Here is a 20,094-nt window from a genome sequence, read left to right on the forward strand (position 1 = left end):
AAAAATTATTCAACCATGAATTATACAGATTTATCCTTTAAATAGATTCTAAAACAAGCTGATAATATAATAAATCCCCATCGCTATTAATGCCGAAACCGGAATGGTTAATATCCACGCCCACAATAAGCTAATGGTTACTCCCCATCTTACAGCAGAAATACGTTTGGTTATCCCTACCCCGATAATTGAACCGGAAATCGTATGTGTGGTCGAAACCGGTACGCCCAAATGTTCGGTCACGTAAAGCGATATAGCTCCGGCAGTTTCAGCGGCAACTCCTTCCAGCGGAGTCACTTTGGTAATTTTTGATCCCATGGTTTTAACGATTTTCCAGCCACCACTCATCGTTCCTAATCCGATAAAAATGAATGAAGCCAACGGCACCCACCACCAATGTTCTACAAACAACTTAAATGTATCTACATTATCAGCCAGATAAGCCGGGTCTTTATCTACATTTACATGGTAAAAAATAACTGCCGCTCCGATAATTCCCATCACTTTCTGAGCATCATTACCTCCGTGCCCTAAACTAAACAATGCTGACGACACCAGCTGCAATTTTTTAAACCATTTATCTGCTTTATGCGGGTTAGATTTCCGACATATCCAAAGTATAGCAACGGTAATAAGGTACGCCAAAATCATACCCAGCAAAGGTGCTGCGAATATGAACAAAAATATCGGAATTACTTTAGCATAAACAATTACGTGCTCGCCAGCGGCAGAAAAACCACCAGCATGTGCCACAGCTGCACCAATAAAACCACCGATTAGTGTGTGCGAAGACGAAGAAGGAATCCCTAATTTCCAAGTCATCAGATTCCATATAATGGCAGCAATCAGACCAGCTAATATCACTTCGAGCGTGATGAATTGTTCGCTGACTGATTTGGCAATCGTGTTTCCGATTTTGAATTCTCCAATAATATAAAGCGAAATGAAATAGGCGGCAAAATTAAACATCGCTGCCCACAAAACTGCCATGAATGGCGAAAGTACTCTTGTTGTAACGATAGTAGCAATAGAATTTGCTGCATCATGGAAACCGTTGATATAGTCGAATCCCAAAGCCAGAATGATGATAACTATCAGCAAAATCCCTTGAGAATTGCCTAGCATTTCTAAGAAAAAATCCATAACTGACTATGCGTATTTAACGGTTACTGTTTCCAAAACATTGGCCACTTTCCGGCAACTGTCTGTAGCAGACTCCAACGCCATCATTACTTCTTTGTAACGGATAATATCCATCATATTGGTTTCGTTCTCAAATATATCCGCCACTGCCCTGTCAAAAACTTTATCCGCTTTTCTTTCCAGACGATAAATCACTTTACAGCTCTCGGCTATCTGCGGCAGGTTTTTATTATCTTTCAGTCCCAGCAATGCATTATGCACCTCGGTACAAGCTTCCAGATTAGCTTCTGTCAACTTACGCAAAGGTTTGGTCACTTTGTCAATCTGATACAGCCTCATACGACTGGCAGCATCGCTCAAATTGTCTGCTACCTCATCAACCGCACTGATAATCGCATGAATATCCTCACGGTCAAACGGCGTAATAAAACTCTTTCCAAGCTCGACTCTGGTTGTTTGAGCAATGTTTTCTATTTCAGATTTCAGCTTTTCAACTTCTTTCAATAAACCATCGCGATTTGGGGTATTAACCGCCTCGTGCAATGTTTCCGATAAAAGTTTTAACTTAACAGCAGCCCGCTCAAACAAAGGGTAAAACACTTTATCTTTTGGTACCAGATATTGGAAAATATTATTTAATGAAGCCATCTTTTTAAATTTTTTACAAATGTAGTCAGGATAGCGATTAGGTATTTTGTTTGTTTGTTATCAAAACTTTATCTCAATGTTATCTTATTGTTAAGAATGTTGTTATAATAGGCTCGCAATTAAATTAATCAAAGTAAAGGAAAGTCTGTATATTTGCAGGAAATACATCATATATCATGAATTATCTTTCAGTCGAAAATATTTCCAAATCATATGGCGAACGTACGCTTTTCGAGAACCTGTCTTTTGGCATCAATAAAGACCAGAAAATTGCATTTATCGCCAAAAACGGCTCCGGAAAAACCACCATTCTGAATATCATTGCCGGCAAAGACACGCCCGATACCGGACAAGTGGTTATGCGAAAAGATATTAAAATTGAGTTTTTGTCGCAAGAACCGGAATTACAAAGCGATTTGACGATTGAAGAAAACATTTTCGCTTCGGATAATGATATTCTCAAAGTGATAGAAAATTACGAAAAAGCTTTGGAAAATCCTGATGATATAGAGATTTACCAAAAAGCTTTTGAGGCAATGGACAGACACCAGGCTTGGGATTTTGAAACGCAATACAAACAGATTTTGTCCAAACTCAAACTGGATAATCTCAAACAAACGGTCAATAATCTGTCGGGCGGACAGAAAAAACGGCTCGCACTTGCTATTGTTTTGCTGAACAAGCCCGATTTGCTTATCTTGGACGAACCGACCAACCACCTCGATTTAGAAATGATTGAATGGTTGGAAGATTATTTTGCCAAAGAAAATATTACTTTGTTTATGGTCACGCACGACCGTTATTTTCTTGAGCGGGTTTGTAACGAAATCATTGAGTTAGACCACGAAAAAATTTATGGTTACAAAGGAAATTATTCCTATTATTTACAAAAAAAAGAAGAGCGGTTATTAGCAGAACAAGCATCGGTTGAGAAAGCAAAAAACCTGTATGTCAAAGAATTGGACTGGATGCGTCGGCAACCTAAAGCACGAACAACCAAATCTAAATCGAGAATTGACGATTTCTATGTGATTAAAGAAAAGGCTCACGCCCGACGAAAAGAACATCAGGTGGAACTGGAAATAAACATGGAACGTCTTGGAAATAAAGTAATTGAACTACACAACGTTTCTAAATCATTTAATGACAAAGTGATTTTGGACAAATATTCATACAATTTTTTGCCCGGCGAACGCATCGGTGTCATCGGAAAAAACGGTACGGGAAAAACGACTTTTCTGAATATTCTCACGCAAAAAATCCAGCCGGACAACGGAAAAGTTATTACTGGCGAAACGATAAAAACCGGCTATTATACCCAAGCTGGTATCAATGTGAAACCGGAACAAAAAGTAATTGATGTGATTAGGGAATTCGGCGATTATATTCCGCTTGCAAAAGGCAGAATGCTATCGGCAGCACAGTTGCTTGAGCGGTTTTTGTTTGACCGCAAAAAACAATATGATTACGTCGAAAAGCTGAGTGGTGGCGAGCTGAAAAGACTTTATTTGTGTACGGTGCTGATTCAGAATCCTAACTTTTTGATTTTAGATGAGCCGACGAACGATTTAGACATCGTGACGCTCAATGTGCTGGAAAGTTTCTTGTTGGATTATCCCGGCTGCCTGATTGTGGTTTCTCACGACCGTTATTTTATGGACAAAATTGTTGATCATCTTTTTGTGTTCCGAGGAAACGGCGTAGTGGAAGATTTTCCGGGAAATTATTCTGATTTCAGAACTTACGAAGATTCTATCGAACCTGAAAAAGACGACACACCTAAAGAAAAATCAAACTGGAAAGAGAAACAGGTGCAAAACGGTTTGACTTATCAGGAGCAGAAAGAGTTGCAGAAAATTGAGCGAGAATTGAAAGATTTAGAACTCTCTAAAAAGAAAATCGAACAGGAATTTGTTGAAAACCTTGTTCAACCTGAAGATATTGAGAAAAAATCTAATGAGCTTCAGCATATTATCCAAAAAATGGAAAGCAAAGAAGAACGTTGGTTTGAGTTATTGGAAAAATCGGAGGGTTAAAATTATTAGCCACGGATTATACGGATTCACAAATCCGTACAATCCATATAATCTGTGGCTAAAAAGATAAGATATTAAATCTTTGCTATTCCTTTCATTTCATTCATGATTTTTTCAGCCAATTCATCGGCTTGTTGTTGCGATGGAGCTTCGGTATAAATGCGAATAATCGGTTCGGTATTTGATTTTCGTAAATGAACCCAACTATCAGCCAAATCAATTTTTACGCCGTCAATCGTGGTGATTTTTTCGTTAGCATATCGTTTTTGCATCGCATCTAAAATCGCATCTACATCAATTTCGGGAGTCAACTCAATTTTGTTTTTACTCATAAAATACTGCGGATAGCTTGCACGCAAACTCGCAACATCTAAATCTTGTTTTGCCAAATGGGTCAAAAACAAAGCTACGCCCACTAAGGCATCTCTACCGTAATGAATTTCAGGATAAATGATTCCGCCGTTTCCTTCGCCACCAATGATTGCGTTGTTTTTCTTCATCAATTCCACCACATTTACTTCGCCCACAGCCGATGCTTCGTACATTCCGCCGTGTCTTTCAGTAACATCTTTTAACGCACGTGACGAAGACATATTGGAAACCGTATTGCCCGGTGTTTTACTCAAAACGTAATCGGCAACGGCAACCAAGGTATATTCTTCGCCAAACATTTCGCCGTCGTTGCTGATAAACGCCAAGCGATCCACATCAGGGTCTACAACAATTCCGAAATCGGCTTGTTCTTTGACAACCAGTTCGCAAATGTCTTGTAGATGTTCTTTCAGCGGTTCGGGATTATGCGGAAAATGTCCGTTGGGTTCGCAATAGAGTTCTACCACTTCAACACCCATTTTCTTTAACAAAGCAGGAATAACAATACCACCCGATGAATTTACTCCATCAACAACTACTTTAAACTTCTTACTTTTTACAGCTTCCACATCAACTAACTTTAAATTTAAAACCTCGTCAATGTGTCTGTCCATATAATCGTTGATTTCTGTGATTTTTCCTAAGTTATCAACTTCTGCAAAATTGAAATTATCTGATTCGGCAATTTCTAAAATCAAAGCTCCTTCAGCACCGCTTAAAAATTCGCCTTTGTTGTTCAATAATTTTAAAGCATTCCATTGTTTAGGGTTGTGCGACGCAGTTAAAATGATTCCGCCATCGGCTTTTTCCATCGGTACGGCAACTTCCACAGTTGGGGTGGTTGATAATCCTAAATCAATTACATTAATTCCTAAACCAATCAAGGTTTGCATGACCAACTGATGAATCATAGGACCAGAAATACGGGCATCGCGACCAATTACAATGGTTAATTTATCTTTTTGTAAACTATTTTTTAAGAACGTTCCGTAAGCCGAGGCAAATTTTACCGCATCAATAGGGGTTAAATTATCGCCAACGTTTCCACCGATAGTTCCGCGAATTCCGGATATAGATTTTATTAGGGTCATTTATTTTTAAATTTTGTTTGAAAACAAATATAAAAATTCCTTTGTGAATTAAAGTAAAAGGTAGGTTGAAAAATATTTACCCAAAGAAATTGTTTTTACGAAAAAGTTAAAACAGATAACTTATATCTATACATTGAGCTTGCTTTTTATTTCAGCTGAAAACTCTTCTTGGGTTTTGGTACTTAAGCCACTTTCCTCTCCTTTTTTAATTTTCATTCGCACATAGTCATAGTAAGCCTCTTGTTCGCGTGCTTGTTTAATCAAATAGTTTACGGCTTCGCTTTTACTGCTAAACTCTTCATTTTTAACCTGATCTTTTAGCCACTCATCATTTTTTTGTGCTAATGTTATACTTTGTCGTGTCATAATTTAATAGTTTATTGGTGTAAATATACACCAAAATAATTGAAAAATAAACCCTTAAAATAAAAAAGCAAAGGGTTTTATTAGCGATTGCCCATAATGTTACTTACTTTTGACTTTAAGACATTAAGACTTAATTTATTATGAATTTTCTGGCACATATTTATCTTTCGGGCGACAATCCTCGCATACAAATCGGCAATTTTATGGGCGACGGCATTCGCGGGAAAGATTATCTGCGTTTTCATTCCGATATTCAAACAGGGGTTTTACTTCATCGACAGATTGATACTTTTACCGATGCACACCCAGTTTTCCGGCAATCAAAGCATCGGTTAGTGCCTGTTTACAATCACTTTTCGGGAATTATCGTCGATATGTTTTACGACCATTTTTTGGCGAAGAATTGGGCAAAATACAGTAATGTTCCTTTGCTCACTTTTACCAATCAGTTTTACGGAGCTTTGCTGTGCCATTACGACGATTTGAATGACAAAACCAAATATCTTATTCCTCATATGACCAAAAACAACTGGTTGTATAACTACCAATATATTGACTATTTAGAGAAAATTCTGCAACAAATGGAAAACCGTTTTTCGCACTCGTCCAATATGCATCAATCGGTGCGGGAACTAAGGGAATATTACACTGAGTTTGAAGAAGAATTTACCATTTTCTTTACTGAGTTATCTACGTTTGCACAGAGAAAGTTAGAAAATCTGCGTTCAGAATAAATTTAAATGTTATTCTTAAATATTGAATACAACACTGTAATTAAAATTAACGTTATGCTCGCCATGCTGTAAGTATCTTTAGTAGATTCCTATCAGAAATCGAAGATTCGACGAAATCAATGACAAATTTGAATAGAATGACATACGTCTTGTTTAAAGGGTTTATAGCAGGATTTAAAAATGTATAATTATTTGATGTCTCCTGTTTTTGCCATACGAATTTCAATTACTTGTATAAAATCTGTGCATCTGTGGCTAAAAACTATCCGAAAATAGCTTTTTTCCTTTTTTTGTTTTCTCTGAGTTCCTTGCGTTTTTCTTCAATTTTCTGTGCAGTATTGAATAGCTTTTCCGATAAACTAATCATCCAGACTAACTGGTCGATAACTAACTGAGATTCTTCCAACAGCTGTATTCTTTTTTCGGGGTCGTCAACGGTAGATTCCAATTCTTCCCGTTTAATTTTTTTCAAAGTAGAAAAACCGGTTTCAAAATCTTTGGTAATTTCTATTTTGATATTTTCTCTCGGATTTTCCTCCAATAATTCAGAAGTTTTGTTCAGGTTATCAACGATTTGGTCCATTACGATGTTAAACGCATTAGACGCTTTGGTAGTCGTGTGCGACTGAATGTAGGTTCCTATACTCGCATTTGCCGAAAGCAACGCCTGATTCAGCACTACCATTTCGTATAGCTCTGCCCGGTATTTTTGTTTAGATTTCGGTTCCTGAACCATTCGCTGAAAAGATGACATCAGGTTTCCTACTTCGGTATAGGCATATTTCCGGGCGATTTTATAAGCCGTTGTCGGTTCGCCTTTTACGTTGTAATAAGTTTTTATTTCAGTAACAAAATTCTTATTTGCCGTAAGCGTTTCTTTCAGATGATACCTGATTTTCAGAAATTCCCACGATGGCCAAAGCAAATGAGTCGCAGCAAATGCCAGAATAGCACCGATAACCGTGTCTGTAATACGGTAAACGACCATATCTTCAACATTGGGCGTTATAAAACCGTACAACAAAGCTACGCACAAAGTGATAAAAGTTACTCCAAGCGAATATTTAGAATACGCCATCCAATAACCTAAAATCATAGAAACCAATGTAAGCAATATGATAATTGTATCATTTTTAATAAAATACAAAACACCAAACGCTATCAAACAGCCCAGAATCGTACCCAAAACCCGGTCTTTCGAGCGTTGCTTGGTCAGCCCGTAACCCGGTCGCATAATCACGATAATGGTCATCAATATCCAGTATTCTTTCTGTAAAAGTAATATCTCGCCCAAAGCGTAACCGGCAATAATGGTAATCGTCAGCCGAAGCGAATGACGGAATATACTCGAATTGAAATTCAAATTTTCCTTGATAGATTCCACCCTATAATGCTGCGGACTCAGGAACTTTTCTAAATCTTTGTATTTCCCTCGCAGCTGGTCGGCATTTACCCGCTGTTTGTACACCCGTTCCAATCCTTTTACCTTTTGTATCTGCTTTTCCGCATAATGTAATACGTTGGAAAAAACGATGTACTTATTAGAAGTCGGCGTCAGATTATTTTTGGCTACATATTCTTCAAAACGATTTTTCAACGATTTGAAATCTCCAATCAGATTGACGGGCGAATGGTATCTTTTATTAGCTTTAATATGATAGGACAACTCATGCAATGTGAGTGCCATGTGCCGTGCCATATTCTGGTATTCCGTAATCAACCCGGGTTCATCTGCATACATTTCCCTGATTTGTGCGTGGTTAAAGACATTGGTGCTCGACAGCTCCATCATTTCAACCAACGAGGACAAGGCGATGAGCAATTTGCGGTTGTTGCTCGTATCTTTAATATGGCTTTTGTTGTGTACCAGAAAATTACGAATATTTTCATGCAACTCATTCAACTGAATTTGCAAATCGAGCTGTTGTTTGGTTAACTCCTCCGTATCTGCATCTTCCGACCACAATTTGGTTCGGATATCAAGGTAATCGCCGGTTTTGTCGATACAATTTGCCAATTCCAGATTGACATATCGTTTAGGTTTTACGAGGTAAAACAAAAGTGAAATCAATGTGTATAACAATCCGCCGCCTAATAAATATGCACAATAATAAAATAATTCCCAGCCCGTATAATCATACACAAAAGCTAAACTGATTGTCAGCAAAATACTGAAGGATAGCAAGCTGGCACGATAACCATATACCGTAATTATACTTGCAGAAAAAAGCAAAAGAGCAAAAAACGGATAAAAAATCCACCGATAAGGCACCATGCTGCATAATAGAAAAGTGACTAACGCAATGAGCACACTACCGAGCAATAATCCTTTAAACTTGTGACCGAAGCTACCAACTACATCTGTTGCAGAAGTCAGCAAAACACCCATCGAAATGGCAAACGGTATGCTGTATCCGTCGGTATTCACAAAGATAAAAAACGGCAAAGCCGCCGCCAAAGTTATTTTGACAGAATCGGTAAGGTGGTTATCTCCGACTTTTTTGACTAAATCCTGATACATAGCTGTTTTTAACTAAGCAATATACAAAGCTATGAAATTACACACAGTAAAATCACAGTAAGCAAAAATAAATTTATACCCCCACTAAGTCGTATAAAATCACTACTTTTGTCGTCTGATTTTTAAATACAACGAAAGATGATTTTACCTATTGTCGGCTACGGCGACCCTATCCTCAGAAAAAAATGTGAAGATATTGATGCAGATTATCCGAATATCAATGCACTTGTTGATGATATGTTTGAAACCATGCGACACGCTTCGGGTGTGGGATTGGCAGCACCTCAGGTCGGGTTAGGCATCAGGTTGTTTGTGGTAGATTGCAGTCCTTTCGGAGAAGATGATGATTTATCGCCCGAAGAACAGGATTACCTGCGTACTTTTCAACGTACTTTTATCAATGCCAGAATCACAAAAGAAGAAGGCAAAGAATGGAGCTTTAACGAAGGTTGCCTGAGCATACCGGGTGTGCGGGAAAACGTCAAACGTAAGCCTGTTGTAACCATCGAATATCTGGACGAAAATTTCAAAAAACATACCGAAACATTAGACGGATATGCCGCCAGAGTGGTTCAGCATGAATATGACCATATTGAAGGCGTACTTTTTACCGATAAATTATCTGGATTGAAAAAAAAGCTAAACAACAAGAAATTGCAAAATATCATGGACGGAAAAGTCTTTACCGACTACAAAATGAAATTAGCCAACAAAAGGAGTAAATAATTTTTTTGTATATTAATTTCTTATTAAGATATTTGCTGTCTTTAAAAATAAAAAAATCATGAACGTAGAAAAAATTTTAGCCATATCAGGCAAGCCGGGATTATACGAATTGAAAATTCAAACAAGAACAGGATTCGTAGCAGAGTCGCTTGCCGACAAGAAAAAAATTAATGTAGGATTGAGAAGCAACGTAAGTTTGCTTTCTGAAATTTCGATATATACCAATACAGGCGAAATCAAATTATTTGAAATTTTTGCCCGTATTGCCAAAAAAGAAAACGACCAGGAAGCCGTTTCCCACAAAGAAAGTGAAAGCACGCTCTCTACTTATTTTACTGAAATCGTGCCAGATTACGACACAGACCGCGTGTATATTTCTGATATTCGAAAAGTATTAAACTGGTACAATGTTATCCAAAAATCCGGCTTAGCAGGTGTTTTCAGCACTGCGTTGAAACAAGCAGAAGAAAAAGCCCAGGAGGAAAATAAGGAAACAGAAAAAAAGAAACCTGCTTCTAAAAAAGCAACTGAAACCAAAAAAACAGCAGAAAAAAAAGAAACCAAGAAGGCAAACGAAGAGAAAAAAACAGCTGCAAAACCAAAAACAACTACCGCAAAGAAAACAACGGCAAAAGCAAAAAAAGAAGACTGATAATTATTTACTCAATCCTGCTTAACCGGCAGGATTTTTTTCCTTATAAAGACATGCCCAACAACAGAACACAGCAATTACAAGCGTTTGAAAGACTTTTAGACATTATGGACGACCTGCGGGAAAAATGTCCGTGGGATAAAAAACAAACCTTTCAAAGTCTTCGGAATCTGACCATTGAAGAAGTCTATGAGCTCGGCGATGCTATTGTTGAAAATGACATGGAGGAAATCAGGAAAGAACTGGGCGACGTACTGTTGCACATTGTGTTTTATGCAAAAATGGGCTCAGAAACCAACACTTTCGATATGGCAGATGTTTGCAACAGCATTTGTGATAAATTGATTGCTCGTCACCCACACATTTACGGCGACGTTCAGGTCGAAAATGAAGAAGACGTCAAGAAAAACTGGGAAAAGCTCAAACTGAAAGAAGGTAATAAATCTGTACTTTCGGGCGTACCGAAAAGCCTGCCTGCGATGGTCAAGGCTACCCGGATACAGGACAAAGTCAAAGGTGTTGGTTTTGATTGGGATAATGCCAAACAAGTTTGGGAAAAAGTGGAAGAAGAAATGGAAGAATTCAAAGCCGAAGTAAAGCAAAACAATCACGACAAAATGGAATCTGAACTGGGCGATGTGTTTTTCTCATTGATTAATTATGCCCGTTTTATGAACATTCACCCGGAAGATGCTTTGGAAAAAACCAATCGGAAATTCATCAGCAGATTCCAGCAAATGGAAAAAGCTATACAATCTGACCACAAAAACATCAGTGATTTATCTCTTCAGCAATTAGATGAATATTGGGCTAAAGCGAAAGCCACAGAAAACTTGTAATATTTCCCATATCGTTTCTTAGACTATGCAAAAGATTTTAAACCTGTTTGACTTAAAACGGGAGATCAATTATAAAAATGAAGTTTTAGCAGGATTAACTGTTGCGATGACAATGATTCCGGAATCGCTGTCGTTTGCTATTCTGGCAGGACTTTCTCCTTTAACCGGACTTTATGCTGCTTTTTTGATGGGATTGGTCACAGCGATTTTGGGTGGCAGACCCGGAATGGTTTCCGGTGGTGCCGGAGCAACAATCGTCGTTCTGATTGCTTTAGCCGCTTCACATGGTGTGGAATATCTTTTTGCTGCTGTGGTCCTGGCAGGGATTTTACAATTGCTAGTTGGAATTTTCAAACTTGGAAAATTTGTTCGCTTAATTCCTCAACCTGTGATGTATGGTTTTCTGAATGGTCTTGCCGTAATTATTTTTATGGCACAAATTGCTCAGTTTAAAATTACAGAAAACGGAACAACAAACTGGATTCAAGGTTCTGCATTATACCTTATGGCAGGATTAACTCTACTTACTATTTTGATAGTTATCCTTTTACCTAAAATTACCAAAGCTATTCCTGCGTCTTTGGTCGCCATTATCGTGGTGTTCGGGATTGTATATTTCTTCGACATAGATACCAAAAAAGTGCTTGATATTGCTTCTGTCAGCGGTTCATTACCATCGTTTCATATTCCTGGAATCCCGTGGACATTAAAAACATTGCAAATTATCTTTCCTTATGCCTTGATTATGGCAGGCGTAGGATTAATAGAAAGTTTGCTGACTTTGAATATGGTTGATGAAATTACCAATACCAAAGGAAAATCTAACCGGGAAGCTACAGCTCAGGGAATTGCGAATATTACCAATGGTTTTTTCGGTGGAATGGGAGGTTGTGCCATGGTAGCACAAACCTTGGTTAATATTGGTGCCGGCGGAAGAACCCGATTTTCTGCAGTAGTTGGTGCCATAACTATTCTAATCATTATTTTGGTCGGAGGTCCTGTGATAGAGCAAATTCCGATGGCGGCATTAGTTGGCGTAATGATGATGGTGGCAATTGGTACTTTTGAATGGGTAAGCTTTCGGATTTTCAACAAAATGCCCAAAGCCGATATACTCGTTATGGTTTTGGTTACGTTAGTTACGATATTCCTGCACAATTTAGCTTTGGCGGTATTAATCGGTGTGATTATTTCTGCACTGGTATTTGCATGGGAAAGTGCCAAACGCATTCGGGCAAGACGTTATATCGATGATAACGGCATCAAACATTATGATATTTACGGCCCGCTTTTTTTCGGTTCAACTACTATATTTTCCGAAAAATTTGACGCAGTAAATGACCCTGACATTGTCGTTATCAGTTTCAGGGAAAGTAGTGTGCTTGATATGTCAGCCATTGAATGCCTGAGCAAAATTACGGAACGTTACCGCAAACAAGACAAGAAAATTTATCTCACTTACCTGAGTTTACGCTGCCAGAGAATGATAAAGAATGCCGGAAATGTAGTTCAGGTTAATATTATCGATAACCCGGATTCATTACATGAAAAGTAGATTTTGTATATCCAATAACAAAACATCTGACACCCGGCAAAAAACTACCTCAAAATATTATTATTTTCAAACAGTTTTTCTATTGCCTGATAATTTTTCACTTTTACTTTTGACTGAAAAGCCTCGATATGTTTATGATGATGTACGTCGGTAGCTGCAAAATCATACATATTTTCTTTCAGCAAATAATCGGAAACTTCAGCAATACCATCGCCGTAATATCCGGTAACTGAAAGAACATTCAGCTGAAATAAACAGCCTGCTTTTTTCAATCGCTGGAATGACGCAAAATCGTTTTTATAGAAATTATAACGCTCCGGGTGTGCTAAAACCGGTTGATAACCTTCTGATTTTAATTGAAATAATATGTCATATAATCCCATCGGCGGATTGATGTATGACATTTCAACCAACACATAATCATCTTTAATGGTTAATAGTTTTTCCGATTGCATTCGCTGCAAAAAACTTTCGTCCATTAAATATTCAGAAGCGGTTCGCAGTTTTACCTGTTGAGCCAATTCCGGAATTTCTATTTTTACTTTTTCATATTGTGCAAGAATTCCGTCTTTGGTGTTTTCCCAAACCAAAGGTGTCGTGTGGGGCGATGCAGATAGCTCATCAAAACCAATATCTGTTAATGAATTAATCAAAAATTGAGTATCTTCTATCGTTTTAGCTCCATCGTCCAGTCCATATAAAATATGAGAATGAAAATCAAAGGAATCAGCAGGTATAAGCTCTTTCAGTTGTGGCTTACTTTTAAAAAAATTGAACATCGTGTGTAGTTTTTTGTTATGTAATCTTTAAATTTTTGTTTTCAAAAAGTAGTGTAACAATATATATGCCTAAAACAGGTAAAAAGATAATAAATTTATCCCACCCACATAAAAAAACAAATAGCATACTGATAGCCAAAAACATATAACAAAAATATTTTTTTGCATTTCGATTTCTGACAAACAGATAAACCAGATAAAGCGGATTGAATAACATGACCGTATTATTGTTCAAAAGCTCCGGGTGATTAGAATATAACTGAATAAAAACCAATAACACTCCCAACAGACCACTTATCGTAAAAAGCAAATACCGAACTGCCTTGAAATAGCTCAATCCTGCAAAAACTACCGCCAATACACACGCAAACCACCAACTGTTCAGTGGATTTGGTGTTACTTCACGAGCAGTAAATACGTGCTGTGTTTCTTGAGCCAGATTATCCGTTCCGTTTTGGGAAATTTCAATACTTTTAAAAAGTCTGTCGGGCATAAAAATATGTTCATTCATCAAATCAGTTTTACGACCGAATAATGTATTTATACCTAATTTTTCAAAATAATTATATGTTAAATAACTATTGAGAATCTCTCGATAAGTATGGTTATTTTCCTCAAAATCAGTTTCCAACGGATTCGGCAACACCTCATTCAGCAAATCAGCCACTTTGGTTGTGCAGTTGTTGTCAATAAACCGGTAGGTATAATATTTTTCCGAGCCGCGAAATTGCTGTAAAACATTCTGCCACAGCTGTTGTTTCTGTTCGTTTGTCAACCGCAAAGTCTGTTCATCTACCGAACGGTTATCTGTTTGATAATGCCGGACAAAAGAATTATAATCACTAACTGACAAATAATACAGTAAATCGCCTTTGATAAATTTGGAATAGAAATTGGGCGTGTCGAAATCGAAAGTACCATAATTAAATACAACATCAACTTGTTGCTGCTTGTCGCTGAACCGAATAGCGGTGTGCCCGAAAATACTGTATAGCTCATCTCCTGTTCCACAAGTAATCACGCTCACTTTTGCATCTTCAGACAAACGCTCCGGCTGGGCAGATAACTGCATTCCGGACAGTAAAAACAATAAGCTAAATACAATATTTGATATTTTCATTAAGTTTCAAGTTTTGTTGTCATTCTGATACTTCGACAAGCTCAGTACGGGCTAAAGGAGAAATCTCTTTTAATCTTCAGTAACAACCTATTTATCAAAAATACTTAAATCTACTTTTACAGAAAAAATGTTGGAATACAACGACGCTCCCTGACTACCGATATTTGTGAGTGCGTAATCAATCTGGATACCTTTATAATTAAACCCGATACCGATATTCGGTTCAAAAGTTACTTTCTCATCGCCGTCGATTTGCATCTGATTCTGGAAATTACCTAATCCGGCACGCAGGAAAACCATTTCGGTATAGCTTGCCTCAAAACCGATTGACGGCTGAACGCTTATTCCATCTGATGAAATCAACGCATTAGTTTGATAAAATTCGGTATGCAAAGCCAACGCCGGTGTAAAACGGAAATCTTCTTTCCAAAAGAAATCTCTCGCTACACCCAACTGCAATTTTGGCAGAGTAATCTCGGTCGTTTCCGGCATAGTTTGATTTTGTCCTTCTACCGCATCTTTTATTTTTTCATATTCTGCCGCATTGATGCTCCAGGTATTATAAGTGGTGGTAATATCTCTTGCCATCAAACCAAACTGCCAGCCGTTTTTCTGATATTGTGCACCGATGTCAAAACCGAACCCCCAGGAATTGGCAAATTTCCCGATGATTCTGCGAACCACTTTTGCATTTGCCCCCACTGATAAGCCTTCTATATTCAACTCACGGGCATAGCTCACAGAAAACGCATAGTCGGCTGTAGAAAACTTGGAAATACGACTGTAATCTATGTTTCCGTCTTTGTCAATCAACTCGGTAGTGTTTAGTATATCGTCCACACCAAAACGCATTGCCGAGATACCTACCGCACTTTTTTCATCAATAGGCATCGCGAAAGCTGCATAATCATATTGGGCAATATTCGCAAAATAACTGGCATGCATCAGCGACACCTGCCTGTCCTGCAAACGGGTAAGCCCCGCCGGATTCCAGTATTGGGCATTTACATCATTGGTTTGGGCAATAACAGTTTTTCCCATTCCCATAGCATCAGCGTCCACACCTATATTCATGAATTCATTGGAATATTTTCTGGACTGAGCCATCAAAATTGCCGGTGCTAATAATATTGTATAAAATAAAATTTTCTTCACTTGGTTATTTTTTTACAAAGATGAAATAAAAATCTTAATTAGTAAACTCATTTTTTATCTAACTTATTGCTTACATTTGTATAAACACATAACATTTTTTATAAAATTCAATTTATGCAGCTAAAACAACACATTCCGAATGCTATCACATTGCTAAATCTGATGTCAGGAGTAATTGCCTTGGTTTATGTTTTTAATGACAACCTCCCTATGGCCTTTTTTTGGGTTTGTATGGGGATATTTTTTGATTTTTGGGACGGCTTTGCCGCTCGTGTGCTCAAAGTTTCCAGCGAAATCGGCTTGCAACTTGATTCCTTGGCTGATATGGTTACCTCGGGCGTCGTTCCTGGTTTAGTCATGTACAAAATGATTGCTGAAATTCAGATAAATAATGAGCAATATATGGTTACTGATGATACTTTTTATATGAAATTAGTGCCTTATCTCGGGTTTATCATTACCTTAGGGTCAGCTATGCGACTGGCGAAATTCAATGTTGATAACCGACAAACAGATAGTTTTATCGGATTACCTACTCCGGCAAACGCTTTATTTATTCTAAGCATTCCTATGATTACGTTCAATACTGCCAGTGAAACATTGCTTAATTGGCTCAGTAATCCTTATGTTTTAGTAGGAATCAGCTTGTTCAGTGCTTTCATTATGAATGCTAACATTCGTTTATTTTCATTAAAAACAAAGAATAAAACACTAAAAGACAACAAAGTAGGCTTACTATTTCTGGGTATATCTGCGTTACTCTTATTACTGATACAATTTGAGGCGGTTCCTGTTATTATAATAATGTATATATTCATTTCCTTATTGGTTAATAAACAAAGTAAAGAGAAAATAAATTCATAATCAATCCCGCATCACACAATAAAAACAACACACTTTACGTTGTATTAATACAGCACACTTAGATGTAAAAAAAATGTAAAAATAAAGTTTTGCGTATATTAATTTTATATCTTCGTGGGCTGTGAAAGCAAAAAAAATTTTTTTTATTCGATGAAAAACCTAAATTTGCTATCGCGAATTCAAAAAGTAATTAAGTAAACATTTAAATTAAATTAAAAAGAAAAATGACAAACGTATCTAACGAAGCAGTAGAGAACAAACAATCAGGTTCTGGTTTATCAAACGTAATGGCAGGCGTAGCTATAGCAGCGTGTCTAATTATTGGTTTCGTAATTTGGAAATTTATTTTAGGGTCGCCGGGCAACTTTGAAAATGGAGATCCAGAAGGGGACCCACTAAACGGTAGTTTATTAGGAATGATGTATAAAGGTGGACCCGTTGTTGCCGTATTGATTGGGTTATTAACTACCACCATCGTTTTTGCCATCGAGAGATTTATCGCTATCAATAAAGCTGCAGGAAAAGGAAACAATAAAGCATTCGTTGCAGAAATTGAAAGCTTAGTAAGCGCTAACCAAATCAATGAAGCTATCGACCGTTGTGACTCACAAAAAGGTTCAGTAGCTAACGTAATCAGAGCCGCTTTAGTTAAATACCAAAACGTACAAGGTGAGAATATCAACACTACAGAGGCTATCGAGGCTATCCATAACGAAATCGAGGAAGCAACGGTATTAGAGATGCCTATGTTGGAGAAAAACATGATTGTTTTGGCAACATTAGTATCTATCGGTACATTAGTTGGTCTATTAGGTACAGTAACCGGTATGATTAAAGCATTCTCGGCATTGGCAACGTCCGGATCACCTGATTCAACAGCATTAGCAACAGGTATTTCTGAGGCTTTGATGTGTACGGCAACAGGTATCTTAACATCTACTTTGGCAATTGTGTTCTATAACATTTTCACTACGAAAATTGATAAACTAACGCACTTTATTGACGAAGCAGGTTTCGCCATCACTCAGTCTTACAAAAGAAAATTCGGAAACTAATTTTTCCGGATAAGTAAGACAAAGAGTATTAACCTAACCCCGGAAATCGGGTAAACAAAAAAGATTATGGCAAAAAAAATGAAAAAAACCAGTACAAGAATTGATATGACCGCCATGTGCGATGTATCATTCTTGTTACTCACTTTCTTCGTTTTGACTTCTACGGCAAAAGTACCGGAAGTACACCCGGTAGATTTGCCTGACTCGACAAAAGAAACCAAAATACCTACTGACGATATTGTAACTATCTCAATAGACGATGATAAAGTATATTTCGGTTTAGCAAGCAGAGAAGACAAAAAAGACGTATTAAAAAGAGTTGGTGCTGAATATGACATCTCTTTTACTGAAGAAGAGTTAAATAAGTTTGCCGGAATGGAAAATTTCGGATTGGATATCCGACAACTCAAACAACTTTTGGCAACAAAATCGGCAGCCGAATTGATGAGACCGGATAACCACCCGGACGGAATCCCTTATAAAGATTCTTTAAACAATCAACTCTCCGTTTGGGTACAAATGGCTCGACAATCATCATGGGAAAGAAAAGAAACTTTCTTGAAAGTAGCCATCAAAGGAGACAAGGAAGAAAGTTTTGGCACGATAAAAGAAGTAATTCAAATCATGCAAAGACAAAGACAAAACAGATTTTACCTGGTAACCGGATTAAGAGATGAAAATTTTTAATAGTTATAAAGAAGCAAACGAATGGCAGAATTAAATACAGGTTCTAACGACGGAGGAGGCAAAAAAGTACGAAGTAAAAAACAAAATGCCGGCGTAGATTTGACCGCGATGGTAGATTTGGCATTCTTATTGATTACTTTCTTTATGTTGACTACCTCATTAGCAAAACCACAATCTATGGAGTTGACAATGCCTGACAAAAGCGATCAACCTTTGCCTCCAATAGATACAAAAGAATCAAAAACCATGACTATTTTGTTAGGCAAAGACAGGACTTTGAAATATTACATGGGCAGGTTTGATGCTCCCTATAACGGAGAAGGTCCAACAGATGAAGATTACGGTGGTAATGGAATCAGAAAGGTTATCCTTCAAAAAATGGCAGATTTGAAAGCCAGAGGTTTAGAAGGTAAAGAAGGATTAGTTGTGTTAATTAAAGCAACTGATGATGCAACTTATGCAGATATGATTGACATTCTTGATGAAATGGCTATTGTTGGACAAACAATGTATTCTATCCAAGATATGTCTGACGCAGAACAAGAAATAATGCAGTAAAAGCTGTACTAAAACACAAACAAAATGGCTAATATGAACATTTTCGGAAAAGACTGGACGGATTTAATATTCAAAGGTCGAAACAAGCAGTACGGAGCCTATGAACTACGTAAGAAGAGTGGCAAACACACTTTGCTGGCATTGATTTTAGGAGTTTTCTTTATCGGTTTAGCCTTTGGTAGTAAATTATTATACGACCAATACGGCGATTTAATCGCTAAGAAAAGAACTAACGATGAGACCATTGAAGTAATAGAAGTTATGCCTTTTGAAGAGGTTGAACCACCTGTGGAGGAAATCATCGAAGAGCCGGAACCACCAGAGCCACCAGAAGAAGAGCCAGCAGGTGCTTCAAAAAACGTTCAAGATGAATTGGAGTTCAAGGAAGTAGAAGTTAAAGAAGATGACAAAGTAATTAATGAGTTAAAAACATCTCAAGATGACTTTGATGATGAAACAACTTCCGGACAAAAAGACCAAGAAGGAGACAAAGAAGACGGAGATTTAAAAGATGAGAAGAATAGCAATACAGGAAATGCTTCCAAAGGTTCTCAGGGGAATGACCGAAGCGATAAATTCTCAGAAGACCCAAACAAAATCTATCGTTTTGTACAGCAAAAAGCTGATCCTATGAACGGAATGGAAAATTTCCGCAGAGATTTCTCTCGTAAATTTAGAACTCCTGACGTACCTTCAAATGTAAAAAAAGTATCTATCAAACTGAGATTTGTTGTAGAAAAAGACGGCTCTTTGACTGACATCAAAGCCTTAGACAACAAATACGGTGTAGGTGATGAGGCTATCCGGGTATTAAAATCGATGCCGAAGTGGAAACCTGCAAAGCAGGGTGGAAACGTAGTACGTTCAAGTTTTACATGGACAATTACCTTAGCTGTAAACTAATGCGTAACACTCAGTACAATAACAATGAAAAACAAAAATCGCTCATAAGGCGGTTTTTGTTCTTTCTCGGTATTATATTTTTATTGCTGTATGTGATATTAGGTATCGGCTTTATCGTTTGGAAAGATATGCCTGTAACTATCCCTTACAAAAACCGGATAATATTCGGCATTATCCTGTTGGTGTATGCCGGCATACGTTTTTTCAGGATTATCAGGAAATAAGTTTAAGAATACATAAGCACATTCGTGAATTTGCTAATCAACCCATAGCTACATTTTGTTATTTCT

At 37.5% G+C, this 20,094-nt stretch carries 20 protein-coding genes; 12 read left to right on the forward strand and 8 right to left on the reverse strand.

What is annotated here, in order from left to right; translation table 11 throughout:
• Positions 1-48 precede the first annotated feature (48 nt).
• Positions 49-1,143, reverse strand: coding sequence for an inorganic phosphate transporter (locus CDL10_RS09820; protein ID WP_100678363.1), 1,095 nt, complete (start codon positions 1,141-1,143; stop codon positions 49-51).
• Positions 1,144-1,149: 6 nt separating this feature from the next.
• Positions 1,150-1,791: a DUF47 domain-containing protein gene (locus CDL10_RS09825; protein WP_100678364.1), complete on the reverse strand. Its 642-nt coding sequence runs from the start codon at positions 1,789-1,791 to the stop codon at positions 1,150-1,152.
• A 176-nt stretch (positions 1,792-1,967) separates the two neighbouring features.
• Here CDL10_RS09825 and CDL10_RS09830 point away from each other — a divergent pair, with 176 nt between their 5' ends.
• Positions 1,968-3,827 carry an ABC-F family ATP-binding cassette domain-containing protein gene (locus tag CDL10_RS09830; protein ID WP_100678366.1) on the forward strand — a complete coding sequence of 620 codons (1,860 nt, stop codon included), beginning with the start codon at positions 1,968-1,970 and terminating at the stop codon, positions 3,825-3,827.
• Positions 3,828-3,901: 74 nt separating this feature from the next.
• On the opposite strand, the gene glmM is transcribed toward CDL10_RS09830, so the two are convergent.
• Together glmM and CDL10_RS09840 are read right to left on the reverse strand one after the other, a co-directional pair.
• A complete protein-coding gene (glmM, locus tag CDL10_RS09835; protein WP_100678367.1) occupies positions 3,902-5,290 on the reverse strand; it encodes a phosphoglucosamine mutase in 1,389 nt (462 codons plus the stop codon).
• A gap of 126 nt (positions 5,291-5,416) precedes the next feature.
• Positions 5,417-5,656, reverse strand: coding sequence for a ribbon-helix-helix domain-containing protein (locus CDL10_RS09840; RefSeq protein WP_100678368.1), 240 nt, complete (start codon positions 5,654-5,656; stop codon positions 5,417-5,419).
• Positions 5,657-5,796: 140 nt separating this feature from the next.
• On the opposite strand from CDL10_RS09840, the gene CDL10_RS09845 reads away from it, so the two are divergent.
• On the forward strand, positions 5,797-6,390 hold the full coding sequence (locus CDL10_RS09845; RefSeq protein ID WP_100678369.1) for an acyl carrier protein phosphodiesterase: 594 nt from the start codon (positions 5,797-5,799) through the stop codon (positions 6,388-6,390).
• Positions 6,391-6,652: 262 nt separating this feature from the next.
• Here the strand turns inward: CDL10_RS09845 and CDL10_RS09850 are convergent, their stop codons facing one another.
• Positions 6,653-8,911 (reverse strand): FUSC family protein, encoded by a 2,259-nt coding sequence (locus CDL10_RS09850; protein WP_100678370.1) that lies wholly within the window; start codon positions 8,909-8,911, stop codon positions 6,653-6,655.
• A gap of 138 nt (positions 8,912-9,049) precedes the next feature.
• On the opposite strand from CDL10_RS09850, the gene def reads away from it, so the two are divergent.
• From def to CDL10_RS09870, 4 genes are read left to right on the forward strand one after another with little or no spacing between them, the layout of a single operon-like run.
• The gene (gene def, locus CDL10_RS09855) at positions 9,050-9,637 is read left to right on the forward strand and encodes a peptide deformylase (protein WP_100678371.1); all 588 of its coding nucleotides are present in this window, start codon (positions 9,050-9,052) and stop codon (positions 9,635-9,637) included.
• Positions 9,638-9,695: 58 nt separating this feature from the next.
• Positions 9,696-10,289, forward strand: coding sequence for a DUF5606 family protein (locus tag CDL10_RS09860; protein ID WP_100678372.1), 594 nt, complete (start codon positions 9,696-9,698; stop codon positions 10,287-10,289).
• Positions 10,290-10,342: 53 nt separating this feature from the next.
• Positions 10,343-11,128 carry a nucleoside triphosphate pyrophosphohydrolase gene (gene mazG, locus CDL10_RS09865; RefSeq protein ID WP_100678373.1) on the forward strand — a complete coding sequence of 262 codons (786 nt, stop codon included), beginning with the start codon at positions 10,343-10,345 and terminating at the stop codon, positions 11,126-11,128.
• A gap of 25 nt (positions 11,129-11,153) precedes the next feature.
• Positions 11,154-12,683 (forward strand): SulP family inorganic anion transporter, encoded by a 1,530-nt coding sequence (locus tag CDL10_RS09870; protein ID WP_100678374.1) that lies wholly within the window; start codon positions 11,154-11,156, stop codon positions 12,681-12,683.
• Positions 12,684-12,727: 44 nt separating this feature from the next.
• Here the strand turns inward: CDL10_RS09870 and CDL10_RS09875 are convergent, their stop codons facing one another.
• From CDL10_RS09875 to CDL10_RS09885, 3 genes are all read right to left on the reverse strand, one after another.
• Positions 12,728-13,462, reverse strand: a complete 735-nt coding sequence (locus tag CDL10_RS09875; RefSeq protein ID WP_100678375.1) for a tyrosine-protein phosphatase — start codon at positions 13,460-13,462, stop codon at positions 12,728-12,730.
• A gap of 16 nt (positions 13,463-13,478) precedes the next feature.
• Positions 13,479-14,582: a lipoprotein N-acyltransferase Lnb domain-containing protein gene (locus CDL10_RS09880; protein WP_100678376.1), complete on the reverse strand. Its 1,104-nt coding sequence runs from the start codon at positions 14,580-14,582 to the stop codon at positions 13,479-13,481.
• A gap of 87 nt (positions 14,583-14,669) precedes the next feature.
• Entirely contained in the window at positions 14,670-15,737 is a 1,068-nt protein-coding gene (locus CDL10_RS09885; RefSeq protein WP_455423238.1) for a putative type IX sorting system protein PorV2, read from the reverse strand.
• Positions 15,738-15,851: 114 nt separating this feature from the next.
• Here CDL10_RS09885 and CDL10_RS09890 point away from each other — a divergent pair, with 114 nt between their 5' ends.
• The 6 genes from CDL10_RS09890 (at position 15,852) to CDL10_RS09915 (ending at position 20,028) form a co-directional block, all read left to right on the forward strand.
• Positions 15,852-16,601, forward strand: coding sequence for a CDP-alcohol phosphatidyltransferase family protein (locus tag CDL10_RS09890; protein ID WP_100678377.1), 750 nt, complete (start codon positions 15,852-15,854; stop codon positions 16,599-16,601).
• Between the two features lie 224 nt (positions 16,602-16,825).
• Positions 16,826-17,656 (forward strand): MotA/TolQ/ExbB proton channel family protein, encoded by an 831-nt coding sequence (locus CDL10_RS09895; RefSeq protein WP_100678378.1) that lies wholly within the window; start codon positions 16,826-16,828, stop codon positions 17,654-17,656.
• A gap of 78 nt (positions 17,657-17,734) precedes the next feature.
• A complete protein-coding gene (locus tag CDL10_RS09900; RefSeq protein ID WP_243389330.1) occupies positions 17,735-18,343 on the forward strand; it encodes an ExbD/TolR family protein in 609 nt (202 codons plus the stop codon).
• Positions 18,344-18,364: 21 nt separating this feature from the next.
• A complete protein-coding gene (locus tag CDL10_RS09905; protein WP_100678380.1) occupies positions 18,365-18,901 on the forward strand; it encodes an ExbD/TolR family protein in 537 nt (178 codons plus the stop codon).
• 24 nt (positions 18,902-18,925) lie between these two features.
• Entirely contained in the window at positions 18,926-19,804 is an 879-nt protein-coding gene (locus CDL10_RS09910) for an energy transducer TonB (RefSeq protein WP_100678381.1), read from the forward strand.
• Positions 19,804-20,028: a hypothetical protein gene (locus CDL10_RS09915; protein WP_100678382.1), complete on the forward strand. Its 225-nt coding sequence runs from the start codon at positions 19,804-19,806 to the stop codon at positions 20,026-20,028. Before CDL10_RS09910 ends, CDL10_RS09915 begins: the two co-directional genes overlap by 1 nt.
• Positions 20,029-20,094: the final 66 nt, after the last annotated feature.

The sequence above is a fragment of the Avrilella dinanensis genome (assembly GCF_002807015.1).
In the GTDB taxonomy this organism is placed as follows: Bacteria; Bacteroidota; Bacteroidia; order Flavobacteriales; family Flavobacteriaceae; genus Flavobacterium; species Flavobacterium dinanensis.